The 16,007-nt window shown below is 71.0% G+C and carries 16 protein-coding genes; 5 read left to right on the top strand and 11 right to left on the bottom strand.

The window, feature by feature from the left end:
• Nucleotides 1-152: 152 nt before the first annotated feature.
• Together ACIPVB_RS08430 and rpsA are read right to left on the bottom strand one after the other, a co-directional pair.
• Nucleotides 153-326 (bottom strand): hypothetical protein, encoded by a 174-nt coding sequence (locus ACIPVB_RS08430; protein ID WP_400368154.1) that lies wholly within the window; start codon nucleotides 324-326, stop codon nucleotides 153-155.
• Between the two features lie 102 nt (nucleotides 327-428).
• On the bottom strand, nucleotides 429-1,883 hold the full coding sequence (rpsA, locus tag ACIPVB_RS08425; RefSeq protein ID WP_400368152.1) for a 30S ribosomal protein S1: 1,455 nt from the start codon (nucleotides 1,881-1,883) through the stop codon (nucleotides 429-431).
• Between the two features lie 428 nt (nucleotides 1,884-2,311).
• On the opposite strand from rpsA, the gene ACIPVB_RS08420 reads away from it, so the two are divergent.
• On the top strand, nucleotides 2,312-3,310 hold the full coding sequence (locus ACIPVB_RS08420) for a lytic transglycosylase domain-containing protein (protein ID WP_400368150.1): 999 nt from the start codon (nucleotides 2,312-2,314) through the stop codon (nucleotides 3,308-3,310).
• Nucleotides 3,311-3,398: 88 nt separating this feature from the next.
• On the opposite strand, the gene ACIPVB_RS08415 is transcribed toward ACIPVB_RS08420, so the two are convergent.
• The 5 genes from ACIPVB_RS08415 to ACIPVB_RS08395 form a co-directional block, all read right to left on the bottom strand.
• On the bottom strand, nucleotides 3,399-5,096 hold the full coding sequence (locus ACIPVB_RS08415) for an ABC1 kinase family protein (protein WP_400368149.1): 1,698 nt from the start codon (nucleotides 5,094-5,096) through the stop codon (nucleotides 3,399-3,401).
• Nucleotides 5,097-5,149: 53 nt separating this feature from the next.
• A complete protein-coding gene (locus ACIPVB_RS08410; protein ID WP_400368147.1) occupies nucleotides 5,150-5,728 on the bottom strand; it encodes a PadR family transcriptional regulator in 579 nt (192 codons plus the stop codon).
• Between the two features lie 90 nt (nucleotides 5,729-5,818).
• Nucleotides 5,819-6,739: a phospholipase gene (locus tag ACIPVB_RS08405; RefSeq protein WP_400368145.1), complete on the bottom strand. Its 921-nt coding sequence runs from the start codon at nucleotides 6,737-6,739 to the stop codon at nucleotides 5,819-5,821.
• A gap of 357 nt (nucleotides 6,740-7,096) precedes the next feature.
• Nucleotides 7,097-8,797, bottom strand: a complete 1,701-nt coding sequence (gene pgi, locus ACIPVB_RS08400) for a glucose-6-phosphate isomerase (RefSeq protein ID WP_400368143.1) — start codon at nucleotides 8,795-8,797, stop codon at nucleotides 7,097-7,099.
• A gap of 42 nt (nucleotides 8,798-8,839) precedes the next feature.
• Entirely contained in the window at nucleotides 8,840-9,541 is a 702-nt protein-coding gene (locus ACIPVB_RS08395) for an NUDIX hydrolase (RefSeq protein WP_400368141.1), read from the bottom strand.
• A 254-nt stretch (nucleotides 9,542-9,795) separates the two neighbouring features.
• On the opposite strand from ACIPVB_RS08395, the gene ACIPVB_RS08390 reads away from it, so the two are divergent.
• A complete protein-coding gene (locus ACIPVB_RS08390; RefSeq protein ID WP_400368139.1) occupies nucleotides 9,796-10,107 on the top strand; it encodes a hypothetical protein in 312 nt (103 codons plus the stop codon).
• A gap of 58 nt (nucleotides 10,108-10,165) precedes the next feature.
• On the opposite strand, the gene ACIPVB_RS08385 is transcribed toward ACIPVB_RS08390, so the two are convergent.
• Nucleotides 10,166-10,993: an SDR family NAD(P)-dependent oxidoreductase gene (locus ACIPVB_RS08385; RefSeq protein WP_400368137.1), complete on the bottom strand. Its 828-nt coding sequence runs from the start codon at nucleotides 10,991-10,993 to the stop codon at nucleotides 10,166-10,168.
• Nucleotides 10,994-11,184: 191 nt separating this feature from the next.
• Here ACIPVB_RS08385 and msrB point away from each other — a divergent pair, with 191 nt between their 5' ends.
• The 3 genes from msrB to ACIPVB_RS08370 all read left to right on the top strand — a co-directional run bounded on the left by msrB (nucleotide 11,185) and on the right by ACIPVB_RS08370 (nucleotide 13,697).
• Entirely contained in the window at nucleotides 11,185-11,643 is a 459-nt protein-coding gene (gene msrB / locus ACIPVB_RS08380; RefSeq protein WP_400368135.1) for a peptide-methionine (R)-S-oxide reductase MsrB, read from the top strand.
• 38 nt (nucleotides 11,644-11,681) lie between these two features.
• On the top strand, nucleotides 11,682-12,236 hold the full coding sequence (gene msrA / locus ACIPVB_RS08375; RefSeq protein WP_400368133.1) for a peptide-methionine (S)-S-oxide reductase MsrA: 555 nt from the start codon (nucleotides 11,682-11,684) through the stop codon (nucleotides 12,234-12,236).
• 225 nt (nucleotides 12,237-12,461) lie between these two features.
• Nucleotides 12,462-13,697, top strand: a complete 1,236-nt coding sequence (locus ACIPVB_RS08370) for an NAD(P)/FAD-dependent oxidoreductase (RefSeq protein WP_400368131.1) — start codon at nucleotides 12,462-12,464, stop codon at nucleotides 13,695-13,697.
• A gap of 6 nt (nucleotides 13,698-13,703) precedes the next feature.
• Here the strand turns inward: ACIPVB_RS08370 and ACIPVB_RS08365 are convergent, their stop codons facing one another.
• From ACIPVB_RS08365 to ACIPVB_RS08355, 3 genes are read right to left on the bottom strand one after another with little or no spacing between them, the layout of a single operon-like run.
• Nucleotides 13,704-14,204 (bottom strand): GNAT family N-acetyltransferase, encoded by a 501-nt coding sequence (locus ACIPVB_RS08365; RefSeq protein ID WP_400368129.1) that lies wholly within the window; start codon nucleotides 14,202-14,204, stop codon nucleotides 13,704-13,706.
• A 35-nt stretch (nucleotides 14,205-14,239) separates the two neighbouring features.
• Complete coding sequence (locus ACIPVB_RS08360; RefSeq protein WP_400368127.1) at nucleotides 14,240-15,193, bottom strand: dipeptidase; 954 nt, start codon at nucleotides 15,191-15,193, stop codon at nucleotides 14,240-14,242.
• Complete coding sequence (locus tag ACIPVB_RS08355; RefSeq protein WP_400368125.1) at nucleotides 15,193-15,948, bottom strand: sulfurtransferase; 756 nt, start codon at nucleotides 15,946-15,948, stop codon at nucleotides 15,193-15,195. Before ACIPVB_RS08355 ends, ACIPVB_RS08360 begins: the two co-directional genes overlap by 1 nt.
• Nucleotides 15,949-16,007 lie beyond the last annotated feature (59 nt).

The following is a 16,007-nucleotide window of genomic DNA, read 5'->3' as shown; positions in this document are numbered from 1 at the left end:
GGCGAACAAGTAATAAGTTACGCCCGAACCCCCCACCCGTCGAATCGACACCACCCCCCGGGCGTGTCGCACACCAAAAACCCCGGAATCACGCGGTGGAACGCAAAACCCGCCCCACCGGGCGGTGGGGCGGGTTCTGGACGGTCCGGGGCTCAGGCGGTGAGGACGAAGGTCGCGGCGGGGGCGGCGGCATCCATGTGTCCACCGGTGAATTCGATCCCGCCGAAGAACATCGCACCGATGACGAGCGCGAAGACGAAAGCGATCGAGAGGAACAGCACGGCGACGCCGGCGAGGGTGATCAGAAGGGGAAGTCGAGAAGCCATGCAATCATCCTGCCCTCCCGGCCGCGGATCGGCCAGGGCTTGCACCCGGGAACGACCGAAGGCCGGCACCCCGAGGGGTACCGGCCTTCGATGCGGGACGGATCAGCGACCGGAGAGCTTCTCGCGAAGCGCAGCCAGCGACTCGTCGTCGGCGAGGGTGCCCTGGGCGGGCGACTCGGACGAGAAGGATCCACCGAACGAACCGGAGTCCGTCGGGTTGGCGGCCTCGGCCTCGAGGGCCTTGGTGACGGCAGCCTTGTGGGCCTCCCAGCGACCCTGGGCGGCGGCGTACTCCTGCTCCCACTGCTCGCGCTGAGCGTCGAAGCCCTCGAGCCACGCACCCGACTCGGGGTCGAAGCCCTCGGGGTACTTGTATTCGCCACGCTCGTCGTACTCGGTGGCCATGCCGTACAGCGCCGGGTCGAACTCGGTGCCGTTGGGGTCGACCGACTCGTTGGCCTGCTTGAGCGACAGCGAGATGCGGCGGCGCTCGAGGTCGATGTCGATGATCTTGACGAAGACCTCTTCACCGACCGACACGACCTGCTCGGCGAGCTCGACGTGCTTGCCCGAGAGCTCGGAGATGTGCACGAGACCCTCGATACCGTCGGCCACGCGGACGAACGCACCGAACGGAACGAGCTTGGTGACCTTGCCCGGAGCGATCTGACCGATCGCGTGGGTGCGGGCGAACACCTGCCACGGGTCTTCCTGCGTCGCCTTGAGCGACAGGGAGACACGCTCGCGGTCGAGGTCGACCTCGAGGATCTCGACGGTGACCTCCTGGCCCACCTCGACGACCTCGGAGGCGTGCTCGATGTGCTTCCACGAGAGCTCGGAGACGTGGACGAGACCGTCGACGCCGCCCAGGTCGACGAACGCACCGAAGTTGACGATCGACGAGACCGTGCCCTTGCGGACCTGGCCCTTGTGCAGGTTGTTGAGGAACGTGGTGCGCGACTCGGACTGCGTCTGCTCGAGCAGGGCGCGGCGCGAGAGCACGACGTTGTTGCGGTTCTTGTCGAGCTCGAGGATCTTGGCCTCGATCTCCTGGCCGAGGTACGGCGTGAGGTCGCGGACGCGGCGCAGCTCGATGAGCGAGGCCGGAAGGAAGCCGCGGAGGCCGATGTCGACGATGAGGCCACCCTTGACGACCTCGATCACGGAACCGGTGACGACACCGTCGTTCTCCTTGATCTTCTCGACGTCGCCCCACGCGCGCTCGTACTGCGCACGCTTCTTGGACAGGATGAGGCGGCCTTCCTTGTCCTCCTTCTGGAGAACGAGGGCCTCGACGTGATCGCCGACATTGACGACCTCGTTGGGGTCGACGTCGTGCTTGATCGAAAGCTCGCGGGAGGGGATGACACCCTCGGTCTTGTAACCGACGTCGAGGAGGACCTCGTCGCGGTCGATCTTCACCACGGTGCCTTCGATGAGGTCGCCGTCGTTGAAGAACTTGAGCGTCTTCTCGACCGCGGCCAGGAAGTCTTCGGCCGAGCCGATGTCGTTGATCGCGACCTGCTTGATAGCCGGGGCGGTCGTTGCGGTAGTCATGTAGTGGGTTGTCCTAGTTGGGTGTGGTGTCGGGCTCCGGCTCCTGAGCCCGCGATCCGGGAGGATCGGAGCCGCCGGGCACTCGGACGCCCGAGGGCGAACGGATGCCGCGAGCCGAAGCGAAGCGGGTGTGTTCGTGCGATGTCACGGGCACGCTCGAAGAACGGGCGAAGCCCACGTGTGACGCCTCAGTCTAACGCACCCACCCGCTCCCCCGCTGCCGGCGGCGACCCGCTCCCGGGGGCGGGAAGACCCGACGGCGTGCGCGGGTATCGATTCGCCCCCGATCTGCCCTTTTCGAGACCGGTAGAAGGCTTCGACGCCCAGGTGGCGTCCAGACTGCCATGCCAGGCTCCGGGTTTCGTGCCCGCCGAACGCGGGTCGGACGGTGACACCCGCACCGCCCTCCCTCACGTGAAACCGGTTCTATGCGCTCTGACTCGACGCCCCCATCCAATCGTCGTGACCGTCGCCTCGCCGCCCGCCGCACCCGCCGTCGCCCCCTGACGGCTCTCGGTGCGGTCGTGGTCGGCGTCGTCGCGGCCGCGGCCCTGACCGGCACGGCACCGGCCGCGACCGCCTCCCCGACAGACCTGTCGACCGCCCGCTTCTCGCTCGCCTCGGCGACCACGCCGATGGTCCTCGCGACCGCTCGCGGCGCGGGAGCCGACGCCGCCCGGACCGCCGAATCGGCCGCCGCGACCGCGCGGGCCGCGGCCTCCACCGTGCAGAACGACATCGCGGCATCCGGTCTCGACATCGGCCAGCCCGCCACGGTCGACACCACCGCCCTCGACGCCGCCACCGCGCGGCTCGAGGCGGCCTCGGTGCTGCCGGACACCTTCTTGCCCGACCTCGCCGCGGACGTGACCGCCGCGAAGGCGACCGTCGACCTGCGTGTCGCGGAGCTGCGCGGAGGCCTCGACGCCGCCGTGGCGAAGAAGGCCGAGGAAGAGGCCGCCGAAAAGGCCCGCCAGGAGGCCGAGGCCGCCGCCGCGGCCGCGGCCGCCGCGAAGCAGAAGGCCGCCGCCGAGGAGCGCGCCACGCAAAGCAGCAGCAGCTCTTCGGGCGGATCGTCTGCTCCCGTCCCCGTCGCCTCCGGCGGCGGATCGGGCGACAACAGCCCGGCCGGGGCCCAGGCCACCGCGCGCGGCATGCTCGCCAGCCGCGGCTGGGGCGACGACCAGTTCTCGTGCCTGGTGTCGCTGTGGAACAAGGAGTCCGGCTGGAACTACCGCGCCTCCAACCCCAGCAGCGGGGCCTACGGCATCCCGCAGGCTCTGCCCGGAAGCAAGATGTCGTCGGCCGGCGCCGACTGGCAGACCAACGCCGCCACGCAGATCTCGTGGGGCCTGGGCTACATCTCGGGTCGCTACGGCACCCCCTGCGGCGCGTGGAGCCAGTCGCAGTCGGTCGGCTGGTACTGACCGACCCGCACCCGCACGCAGAAGCGCGCCGCCCGGAGACGATCCGGCGGCGCGCTTCGCGCGTGAGAGGGCCGACGACAGCCCGGCGTCACAGACCGTTGCGACGGGCGATGAATCCGGCCAGCAGCGCGTGCGAGAGCGGAGCGATCGAGACGATCATCAAGAGCGTGCCCAGCACCGCCTGCTCGGCCTGCAGAAGGACGCCGCCGATGAGCAGTCCGGTGAACAGCACCGATGACACAACCCGGCGCACCATGCGCTCCAGATCGCGCATGCGCCGTTCGACGCGCGGGGTCTGCACCGACACCGACCCGTCCTCGAAGCGCGTGACCAGGTTGTCGACGCGGCGGGGAAGGCGTGCGGTGACGGCGGCGACCGCGCCCACCTCGCGCACGAGGGCCTGCGCGGTGTTGCCGCTCTCTTCGCGGATCAGCCGCTGCGCGTAGGGCTCGACGGCATCCCAGATGTTGAAGGCGGGATCCAAGGAACTGCACATGCCGCTCGTCAGCGACATCGCCCGGATGATGAGAAGGAAATTCTCGGGCAGCTGGAACGGGAGTGAGCGCACCACGTCGCCGAACTCGATCGCGAAGGCCCGGAACTCCCGCGGATCGACCTCTTGCAGCTCCGCGAAGCCCATGCCGCCGAAGCGCGCGAACAGCTGCGTCATCGCGCGCTCGAGCTGGATGGTGTCGGCCGTCGGCAGAAGCACTCCGACATCACGGATGCCGTCGACCAGGCCTTTGCCGTCTCGCGAGGCGGCGGCGATGAGGACGCGCCGCAGACCACGACGCAGGCTGGGCGGAACCTCGCCCATCATGCCGAAATCGATGAAGGTGAAGCGCCATGCGGGGGTTCCGTCCTCGGTGAGGGACCCCAGCGGAGTGACGAAGACGTTGCCCGGGTGGGGGTCGGCGTGGAAGAAGCCGTCGTCGAACAACTGGTCGAACATGACCCGCGCGAAACGCGCGGCGACCTCGGCCGGGTCGATGCCCGCGGCGCGCAGCGCGTCGACGTCGTTGATCTTGATCGCCGTGACGTCCTGCAGCGTGAGGACCCGGCGGGTCGTGCGCTCCCACACCACCTCGGGCACGGCGATCGAGCCGTCAGCGGCGAAGTCGGCGGCGAAACGTTCGGAGTTCGCGGCCTCGTGCAGGTAGTCGATCTCTTCGAGGCTCGTCACCGCGAACTCCTCGACGAGCGAGGGCATGTCGACCCGATCGCGCACGAGCGCGACCCTGCTGAGCCACACCCCCACCTTGCGCAGGGCCCGCAGGTCGACGTCCACGACACGGTCGATCCCGGGCCGTTGGATCTTCAGCACCACGGCGCTCAAACCGGTCTCGTCGGCCATCGCCGCGGTCAGCACGGCACGATGGGCCTGACCCAGCGACGCCGCGGCGAGCGGGCGCTCGTCGACCGAGGCGAAAGCGCGCTCGAGCGGCATCCCGAGCTCCGCTTCGGCGCGGATGCGCATCTGCGCGAACGGGACGGCGGGCACCTCGTCCTGCAGGCCCTCGAGTTCTTTGGTGATCTCGGGGGGGAGGACGTCCAAGCGCGAGGACATGAACTGCCCGACCTTGATCATCAGACCGCCCAGGTCGACCGCGAGGACGTGGAAGCGCTGCGCGATCCGCTGGAGGCGACGGGTTCGGCCCCGGGCGGAGATCCACCCGAGGCCGAACCGCGGCAGGAAGAGCTCGTACCACCACGCCTGGACGAGGTAGCGCGCCGCGAAGCGCGTGATACGGCGGTAGCGGGCCTTCATGAGGGCGTCGTCGGTCATCGAATCTCCTGGATGCCGACGTGCGCCCCGCACGCGTCGAGCTCGGGTGGGCCTCAACCCTGGGCGAGGATGGAGTAGAGCTTACGGCGCGCGTCGTCGAGGATCTCGACGGCTTGCGCGACCTGCTCCTTGTTGCCCGTACGGGCCACCTGCGCCGCGGCCTGCGCCAGTTCGACGCCGGCCTTGGGCAGGGCCGTCATGCGACCGCTCTCGCGGGACCCGGCCGCCTCCCACGGGGCGGTGCGCTCCGTGGTCTCGTCACCGGCCGCGGCGCGACCCTCGGGGGTGAGCGAGTACGTCTTGCGACCGTTGGATTCCTCGGCCTGCACGAGGCCCTCGTCGGTGAGGAGCTGGAGCGTGGGGTAGACGGAGCCGGGGCTCGGCTTCCAGGAGCCCCCGCTGCGCTCCTCGATCTCGCGGATGATCTGGTACCCGTGCATCGGTTGCTCGAGCAGCAGGGACAGCACCGCCGAGCGGACGTCGCCCTTGTTCATCCGCGGGGCCGAGCCGCCCTTCTGCTCGAACTGCGTGCGCAGCTGCTCGAGACCCTCGAGGATGTTGGACATCGGCCAGCCGGGGCTGTTCGCACCGCCGCGTCCGCCGAACGCGTCTCCCAGGAATGAACCACTCATGACGACCTCCTTCGCGCGGACCCGATCTGAGCCAGCGATATACAACGATATATCGCTGACCCGGGGCGCGGGCGGGTCGTCAGGGGTTTCTCAGTACCAGTTGACGGCCTGCGAGTGGCCCCAGGCACTGCACGGCGTGCCATAGCCGCGCGAGATGTAGTCCAGCCCCCACGCGATCTGCGTCGCCGCGTTCGTCTGCCAATCGGCTCCGAAGGTCGCCATCTTGCTGCCGGGCAGGGCCTGCGGGATGCCGGTGGCGCCGCCGTCGTCGTTGTAGGCCTGGTAGTCCCAGCCCGACTCCTTGGTCCACAGCGACGCGAGGCACGAGAACTGGTCGCTCCCCCACCCGTACTTCTGCGCAGCGAGCTGGGCGGCGTAGTCCTTCGCACCGGCGGGCGTGTTCACGCGCGCGAGGGCGGCCTCGGCCTCCGCCCGGCGCTGAGCCTCGGCCGCCGCGGCCTCGGCGGCCGCCTGCTCTGCCCGGCGCTGGGCCTCGGCGGCGGCGTCGGCGGCGGCCTTGTCGGCCTTCGCCTGCGAGAGGCTGGCCTGCACCTCGGCGACGCGAACGCCGACCCTCTCGGTCTCGGCCTGCGCGTTCTGGCTCAGCGCGGGCACGAGCAGCACCGGAAGCAGGTCGCTCGAGCCGAGACGGTCGACGGCGTCCTGCAGGGCGGCGGTGTCGACGGAGGCGTCGCCGATCGACAGGGGCAGGCCCGTCGCGGCCACCTCGGCTTGGACGGCGGACGCGCTCGCGAGGGCCGCCTGCGCATCGGTCATCGCCGCGTCGGCGCCGGTGGTGACGGCATCCAGGGTGGGAGCGGACGAGATCGTGATCGCCGAACCGGGAGCGGTGAAGGACGACGCGGACGCGTCGGGCGGAGAGACCGGTGCGGCCATCGCCAGGCCGGTGGTGGCGACCAGCCCCAGCGCCAGGCCGGCGCAGGTGGCGGCGGTGACGAGGGTGCGGCGGGCGCGGTGGACACGGACGAGCTTGATATCGGAACGCAGCAAAGAGGAGTCTTTCGGTCGGGCGCGCTCGTCGGGATCGAGCGCGATCTGTGCCGTCAGGTCGGCACGAGTCCCCGAGTGTGGGTGGCCCGTCTGGGCGTTATCTCTTCGTTACCTGAACGCGCCGTGGGAGACGCGCTTCTCGCGGCCGCGCGCCGCAGCCCGCCCGACGGGGTTCGCGGGCTTCGCTCCGTGCGCGGCGGAACGTCTCTTTCGACCCTCTTATCGGGTGTTTCATGGCAGGGCCGCGACACGTCAGTGCCGCCCCGCCCGGCGCCGACACCGGATGACGAACGGGCCGCCCCGGAAGACGCGAGATCTTCTGGAACGGCCCGCTCCGCGCGCACCCGCGCGGCGTTCTCAGGCGCGGTGCAACCGGTAATAATCCAGCAGCGAACGCGTCGAGGCGTCCTGCGACGACAGGGCATCGTCATCGCCCTCGATCGCCGGAGCGATCTGCAGCGCGAGCTGCTTGCCGAGCTCGACCCCCCACTGGTCGAAGGAGTTGATGCCCCAGATCGTCCCCTGCGTGAACGTGATGTGCTCGTACAGCGCGATGAGCTGGCCCAGCACCGACGGCGTCAGCGACGGCGCGAAGATCGACGTCGTCGGACGATTGCCGGGGAAGGTGCGCGCGGCGACGAGGGCGCCGGTGGTGCCCTCGGCCTCCACCTCCTCGGCGGTCTTGCCGAACGCCAGGGCTTTCGTCTGCGCGAGGAAATTCGCCAGGAACAGTCCGTGCACGTCACGACCGTCGTCGGCGAGCGGGTACGCGGGGTTGACGAAGGCGATGAAATCGGCCGGGATCAGGCGCGTGCCCTGGTGGATCAGCTGGTAGAACGCGTGCTGGCCGTTCGTGCCGGGCTCGCCCCAGAAGACCTCGCCGGTGTCGGTGGTGACCGGCGTTCCGTCCCACCGCACGGACTTGCCGTTGGACTCCATCGTGAGCTGCTGCAGGTAGGCGGCGAAGCGATGCAGCTGCTGCGCGTACGGAAGGACGGCGTGCGACTGCGCCCCGAGGAAGTTGGTGTACCAGACGTTCAGCAGGCCCATCAGGACCGGCACGTTCTGCTCGATCGGTGTGGATGCCACGTGCTCGTCCACCGTGTGGAAGCCGGCCAGCAGCTCCCGGAACACGTCGGGACCGAGCGTGACCGCGAGCGACAGGCCGATGGCGGAGTCGACCGAGTACCGGCCACCGACCCAGTCCCAGAAACCGAACGCGTTGTCGGTGTCGATGCCGAACGCCGACACCTTGTCGAGTGCCGTGGACACCGCGACGAAGTGGTGGGCGACGGCGTCGGTGCGAGCGGCATCCGTGTCGTCGATGGCCCCGGCCGACCCCAGCTCCCGCCACAGCCAGTCGCGGGCGAGGCGCGCGTTCGTCAGGGTCTCGAGCGTGGTGAAGGTCTTGGAGGCGACGATGAACAGCGTCGTCTCGGGGTCGAGGTCGGCGGTCTTCTGCGCGATGTCGGTCGGATCGATGTTGGACACGAAGCGCGCGTGGATGCCGGCGTCGGCGGAGGGAAGGAGGGCTTCGTAGACCATCACCGGTCCGAGGTCGCTGCCACCGATGCCGATGTTGACGACGTGCGTGACCTTCTTGCCGGTGACCCCGCGCCACTCGCCCGAGCGGACGCGCTCGGCGAACGCGCTCAGGCGGTCGAGCACCTCGTGCACGTCGTGATCGACCTGCTGGCCGTCCACGACGAGCGCAGGTTGGACGCCCGCGGGGCGACGCAGCGCCGTGTGCAGGACCGCGCGGTCCTCGCTGGTGTTGAGGTGGACGCCGCGCCGCATGTCGGCGAAGCGCTCGCGCACTCCGGTCTCGGCGGCGAGCGCCACGAGGGCATCGAGCACCTCGGGGGTCACCAGGTTCTTGGACAGGTCCACGTGCAGATCGCCCACCGTGCGCGTCAGATCGCGCGTGCGGTCGGCGTCGGCGGCGAACCAGCCGCGCAGATCGGGTTCGAACCCGTCGCGCAGAGCGGTGAGGCGGGACCAGGCGGGGGTGGAGGTGGGGTCGATAGGCGCAGTCACAGACCCGACGATAGCGAGCATCCCGTCACCCCGCGCCGCCGGTGACGTCACGGTCGGCATGCGCTAGACGCGGTCGACGGGCGGCGGGGCGGGCACCGCGATCTCGCGCGCGCGGTCCCAGGGCTCCGTCCACCCCAGGCGATCGAACAGGCCGTCCAGGAGCATCGCGGTGAACCCCCACACCGTCTGCTCCCCCGCGGGCGTCACCAGCGCGAACGCGGGCCCCCGCCATTCCCGTCCGTCGCGGCGCAGAACGGTGACGCCGCGTCGCGCCGGATCGAGCAGGTCGGCGACGGGCGCACGGAACACCTCCGCGGACTCCGCGGCATCGACGGCCCGCACCGGCGTCGGACGCGTCCACCACCCGAGGACAGGGGTCACCTCGTGGCCCGAGAACGCCAACGGGACCGGGGCGAGCGTCCCGAGCACCTCGACTCCGGCGGGGTCGAGTCCCGTCTCTTCGCGCGCCTCGCGCACCGCCGCCGCCGCGGCATCCGCGTCGTCGGGATCCACCCGTCCGCCGGGGAAGGCCACCTGCCCGGGATGGGCGCGCACGGTGTCGGCGCGGGCGAGGAGCAGCACGTCGAGGTCGCTCGGGACGCGGGGCGACACCCGCTCGCTCGGCGCGCCGTCGAGCACCCCGAAGAGCATGAGGACGGCGGCGGCGCGGGCTTCGCCCTCGACCGGGATCGCCCGCAGCGCCGGCGAGACGTCGCCGACCCCCCGCGCAAGAAGGTCTTCGAGCTGCGCGCGCGGAGAAGTCATGACTCGAGGCTATGCCGCGACGGCGCCCCGCACGATCGGATCGACGGCGCCCCGCCGCCAGTCGCGCCCGCTGTCGGGGGGGGAGGGTGTGTCGACCCGGACGCCGAGGGCGACGCTCCCCGCGGCGTCGTCATCGCCGGCGCGCGTGAGCGTCGACGGCACGCCGGCGGTCGCGCGTGCGCCCTCGAGATGCGCAGATCGTTCAGGGCGACCCCCGACGTTGCGCGTGTCAGGATGAGAGCAGGAGGATCGTGATGTCGGATCAACTGCACGCCGTGACGCTCGTGGTGAACATGCCGATCACCAAGATCGACGCCCTCGACGCGATCGCCTTCGCCGCCGACGGAGGAGTCGAGGGGGCGGGAACCCCGAGCCCCCGCGTCTGGCTCGCTCCGCACGCCTGGGCCGAGGTCGAGATCCCCAAGTTCGCCGACCCGCCGCCGTTCGCGATCGACGTGTACTCCGATGCGTCGGGAGAGATCGCCTGGGCACAGGCGCGACGCTTGTTCGCCGCCCTCGAGCGGTTCGGATGGGCCGTGACCCCGCCGCGCGCCGGCGTGCAGTGACCATCGTCGACGGTGTGCGACCGCTCTTCGTCACGCCCGCGGCAGGTGCCCGTCCGTTTCAGTCGTCGAGACCCACCAGCGCCGCGCTCCGTTCCCACAGCACCTTGGCCACCGCGGGGTCGTCGGCGATGCGGTTGGTCTTGGCGGGCTTGTTGTTGGCGTAGAAGCCGCCCCGCTCCCAGTCGACACCCGGCTTGCCGAGCGCGAGCCAGGTCAGACGAGCACCGCCGACCGCGGTCGGGGTCATGAGGCTCTTGGCGAGCGGTCCACCGTAGAGGAACTTCCACGGGCCGTCGCTGGAGGCGCCGAAGTTCGAGGCGATCACGCCCGGGTGAAACGCCACGGCCGACACGCCCTGCTCGCCGAAGCGGCGGTTGAGCTCCTTCGTGAACAGCACGTTGGCGAGCTTCGCGTTGCCGTACGCCGTGGTCGAGGAGTAGCGCCGCTCCCCCTGCAGGTCGTCGAGATCGAAGCGCGGGAAGAGCTTCGCCGCGGCGCTGGAGGTCTGGATCACCGACGCGTCCGATGCGATCAGACGCTCGCGCAGCAGGTTGGTGAGCAGGAACGGAGCGAGGTGGTTGACCTGGAAGGTCGTCTCGTAGCCGTCCGCGGTCAGGGTGCGCTCGCCGAAGACGCCGCCGGCGTTGTTGGCGAGCACGTCGATGCGCGGGTACTTCTCGAGAAGGGATGCCGCGAGCTCGCGTACCTGCGACAGGTCGCCGAAGTCGGCGACGAACGAGTCGACGCCGAGGGAGCGCGCGACGCGGGCGGTCTTGTCGGGGTTACGTCCGACGACGACGACCTCTTCGCCGACCTGCACGAGCTGCTTCGCGGATGCGGCGCCGATGCCGTCGCTGGCGCCGGTGATGACGATGGTGCGGGTCATGGGATCCTCCAGGGTCTCGGTTCCTCCACGCTAACCGGGGCGCCGGACCCCGCGGCGGGGCTTGCCCCCGGCATCCCGGACCGCACGGAACTCACAGGGCGCTCCCAGTCCCGCGGGACCAAAACCACCCGCTCCGGCGTTGTCCTGTGTCGACGGCCGCCACAGGCCGTCATGACGAGAGGACACCAATCGTGAGCACGGAGTACCGGAAGACGTCGGAGGCGCTGAGCCGCCTCACCGACCGCCAGTTCGCCGTCACGCAGGACGACGCCACCGAGCCGCCGTTCCGCAACGAGTACTGGGACAACCACGAGGACGGCATCTACGTAGACGTCGTGTCGGGGCAGCCGCTGTTCAGCTCGACCGACAAGTTCGAGAGCGGATCGGGCTGGCCGAGCTTCACCAAGCCCATCGACGACGCCGCCGTCGTCGAGAAGAAGGACCGGACGCTGTGGATGACGCGCACCGAGGTGCGATCCTCGGGTGCCGACAGCCACCTGGGTCACGTCTTCGACGACGGCCCGCGCCAGGCCGGCGGGCTGAGATACTGCATGAACTCGGCCGCGCTGCGCTTCGTGCCGGTCGCCGAGCTCGAGTCCCAGGGCTACGGCGCCTACCTGGCCCTGTTCCGCGAGAGCCGGGCCTCATGAACCTCTTCCCCTTCCGCAACCGCAAAAGGAGCGACACCATGACCAGCGGACCTTCCGACACCGGCGAGATCACCCGCCGTCCCGGCACCGAGACCGCCGTCCTCGCGGGCGGGTGCTTCTGGGGAGTCGAGGACCTGATCCGGCGCCAGCCCGGCGTGCTCGACACGCGCGTCGGCTACACCGGCGGCCAGAACGAGCACGCGACCTACCGCAACCACCCGGGCCACGCCGAGGCCGTCGAAATCGTCTTCGACCCCGCGCAGACGTCGTACCGCGACATCCTCGCCTTCTTCTTCCAGATCCACGACCCGTCGACCCTGAACCGTCAGGGCAACGACATCGGCACGAGCTACCGCTCGGCGATCTTCCCGCTCTCGCCCGAGCAGCAGAAGGTCGCCCGCGACACGATCGCGGACGTCGACGCGTCGGGCATCTGGCCCGCCAAGGTCGTCACCACGATCGAGGCCGCGGCGCCCTTCTGGGAGGCCGAGCCCGAGCACCAGGACTACCTGATCCGCATCCCCAACGGGTACACGTGCCACTTCGTGCGTCCCGGCTGGGTGCTGCCCCGACGCGAGCAGGCGTCGGCGTAAGTTTCGAGAGAAGGCCCCGGATGCCACGGCATCCGGGGCCTTCGTCTGCGCCGAGCGTCCAGGACACGCCGTCCGTCGCCGACGCGATACGGCGCGTCGTGGATCGAGCGTCCAGGACACGCCGTCCGTCGCCGACGCGATACGGCGCGTCGTGGACAGTCGAGGGAGGGGGCGGGGGTCCGCAACCCCGAGGACTGGGGTCGAGGTGCTCCATAGGCTCGCGGAATGAACGGGTACGACGTGATCGTGGTGGGAGCGGGACTCGCGGGGCTGCGCGCCGCCGTCCGCCTGGCCGAAGCCGGTCGCGATGTCGTCGTGCTGGAGGCGGAGGACGCCGTCGGCGGGCGCGAGCGCACGGACGTGGTCGACGGGTTCCGCCTCGACCTCGGCTTCCACGTGCTGAACCCGGCGTACCCGGCCGTCCGGCGGTGGGTCGACGTCGACGCACTCGCCCTCCGGCGCTTCCCGGTCGCGGTGGGCGTGCGTCTCGAGGACCGCGTGGCCCACCTCGCTCACCCGTTGCGGCACCCGGCATCCCTTCCCGCGTCATTGCGCAGCGGGCTCGTGCGCCCGGCGGACCTGCTCGCTCTGGCGCGGTGGGCGGGGCCGACCGTCATGTCGGCCCGTGCCGCCAAGACGGGTGCGGATCGCCCGCTCGCCGAGGCCTGGGACCGTGCGGGCCTGCGCGGCCCGCTGCGCGAGAGCGTGCTCGAACCCTTCCTCGCCGGCGTGCTCGCCGACGATCGGCAGCAGACCTCCGATGCTTTCGTGCGCCTGCTCGTGCGCAGCTTCGCCCTCGGCCGCCCGGGGGTCCCCGCCGCGGGGATCGGGGCTCTCCCCGCTCAATTGGCCGACACCGCGCGCCGCGCGGGCGCCGGCGTGCGCCTCGAGCACCGCGTCTCGGCGATCGAAGCGCAGGGCCGGGGGTGGCGGCTGGACATCGAGGGGCGGGATGCCGTCACCGCGCGCGCCGTGATCGGTGCGACGGGGCTGATCCCGGGCCTCGATCAGCCGCTCCCGCGCGCGCGCGGCCTGCAGACGTGGTGGTTCGCGGCCGACGAGCCGCCCAGCGATGACGCCGCCCTCCGCGTCGACGGACGCCGGCGCGGACCGATCGTGAACACCGCGGTGATGACCAACACCGCCCCCACCTACGCCCCGCGCGGACAGCACCTCGTCCAGGCGACGTGCGTACTCCCCTCGGACGCCCCCGAGAGCGTCGTGCGGCGTCAGCTCGCCGAGGTGTGGGATGCCGATACCCGCCCGTGGCGGCTGCTGCGCCGCGATGACATCGCCGGCGCCCTTCCCGCGCAGGATCCGCCCCTGCGTCTGCGACAACCCGTCCGTCTCGGTGACGGGCGTTACCTCGCCGGGGACCACCGTGACACCGCGTCGATCCAGGGCGCCCTGGTGTCGGGTCAGCGCGCGGCGGAGGCCGTGCTCACCGACCTCGCGCGCTGACGGGCGCTACGCCCGCGCGGCGAGCGCCGTCAGCGCGTCGCCGGTGACGCGGCGTGTGGTCCACTCCTCCATCGCCTGGGCGCCGAGCGCGCGGTAGAACCCGATCGCGGGTTCGTTCCAGTCGAGCACGGTCCACTCCAGGCGTGGATAGCCCCGGTCGACGCACTCCCCCGCCAGGGCCGCCAACAGGGCGACGCCGTAGCCGTTCGCGCGGAAGCGCTCGTGGACGTAGAGGTCTTCGAGCCAGATCCCGTGACGGCCGGTCCACGTCGAGTACGTCAGGAACCAGATCGCGATCGCCCGAATGTCGCCGTCGCCGCCGTCCACGACGAACGCGAACGCGCGCGGGTCGTCGCCGAACAGGGTCTCGCGGATCATCTCGGCCGTGTTGTCGACGGCATCCGGCTCGCGTTCATAGTCGGCGAGGGCTTGGATGCAGGCGAGGATACCGGTCTCGTCGCCGGGGCGGGCGCGGCGCAGCACGGCGCCGTCGGTGAGGGTCGTCATGCTCCGAGGCTATCCAGGCGCGCCCGGGCGCGGCGTCACTCCCGCGGGTCCCAGCTCTCGCGCGCGACCCGGCGGAAATTGCCCCCGAGCACGGCGGCGATGTCGGCGTCGGCCCAGCCGCGCTCGCGCAGGGCGCCGCCCAATCCGATGAAGGTCTCGGGCGGCATCCATTCAACCGGTCCCCACGCGGTGTAACTGGCGTCGTAGAGTTCGGGGCTCGACGCCAGCTCCACGCGGAAGGTCCGCCAGTCGAACGAGAAGTCGGTGCTGACGCCCACGTGCGCGATGCCGACCAGGTCGACCGCGTACTCGAGGTGACGCGCCATCGCCTCCCGCGTCGGGGTGTTGGGCCCGAGGAAGATCCCCACCCCGGTCATCCCGACCACGCCGCCGGTGTCGGCCGCGGCGCGCGCCTGATCGTCGGTGAGGTTGCGCGGGTGCTCCCACACCGCCCGCATGTTCGAGTGGCTGAAGATCACGGGACGTGTGGACGCCGCGCACATGTCCATCGAGGTGCGCACCCCCACGTGCGAGCCGTCGGGCACCATGCCGGCGCGATTCAGTTCGCGCACCAGATCGCGTCCCCACGAGGACAGGCCCTCGTCGGTCGCATCGAGGCAGCCCCCGCCGACGGCGTTGGCGTGGTTGTAGACGGGTCCGAGCGTCCGCACGCCGCGGGCGACCAGTCGTGCGACCGCGTCGAGGTCGCCGCCCAGGGGGCCGGCGTCCTCGAGGTCGAACACGACGGCGGTGTCGCCGGCGGCGGCGATCCGGTCGACCTCGGCGACCGACGCGGCGAGCGCGAGACCGTCGATCTCCTCGACCTGCGCGCGGAAGGCGTCGAGCAGGGATGCCGTGAGCGCGGGCGGGTGCGGGGAGAAGCCGACGTTCAGCGACACCAGGCCCCCACCGGCCGGGCGGTAGCGGTGCAGTTCGCTCAGGTCCGCGGTCTCGACCAGTTCGGCGCAGGCGTGCTGGTCCCACAGCATCAGGCGGCCCGCTCGCCCGCCGCGGGCGACACGGGGGTGAGTGCGGCGTCCAGGGCCTCGCGCTCGTCGAAGACGAAGCACCCGCCGTTCCAGTGCGCCCCTCCCTGCTGCGCGAACCACCCGAGCACGCCCCCGTCGAGCTGATATGCGGCGATGCCCTCGTCGCGCAGGTGCAGGGCCGCCTTCTCGCACCGGATGCCGCCCGTGCAGAACGTCACCACGGTCTTGCCCTCCAGCTCGGCGCGGTGGGCGGCCGCGGCGTCCGGGAACTGCGTGAAGCGCTCGATGCGCCAATCCCGCGCCCCGGCGAAAGTGCCGTAATCGACCTCGAAGGCGTTGCGCGTGTCGACGAGGACGATCTCGCGCCCGTCGTCGTCCGCGCCCCGGTCGAGCCAGCGGCGCAGCGTCGCGGGCGACACCGCGGGGGCCCGTCCGTCCTGGGGCCGCACCTCGGGTCGGTCCATCCGGATGATCTCGCGCTTGACCTTTACCCGCAGACGACCGAAGGGCACGGCATCCGACCAGCTCTTCGTCGCCCGCATCGCCGCGAAACGCGGGTCGGCGCGGAGGGCGTCCAGGAACGCGCGCACCTCGTCGGCGCGTCCGGCGAGGAAGAGGTTCACGCCCTCCTCGGCGAGCAGGATCGTCCCGCGCAGCCCTCCCCCGGCGGCGCGATCGCGCAGCGTGGCCCCGAGGGCCCCGGGGTCGTCGATGCGCGTGAACAGGTACGCCGAGACGTTGAGGACGGATGCCATGGCATCCACCCTACGAAAGGGCGGCGCCGCACCCGCACCTGCCTCGGCGTCGAGACACG

Origin of the sequence: Microbacterium sp. NPDC090007 (assembly GCF_044748345.1) — a bacterium.
In the GTDB taxonomy this organism is placed as follows: Bacteria; Actinomycetota; Actinomycetes; order Actinomycetales; family Microbacteriaceae; genus Microbacterium.
The sequence above is the reverse complement of the archived record's forward strand: the minus strand, read 5'-3'. Positions and strand labels throughout refer to the sequence as shown.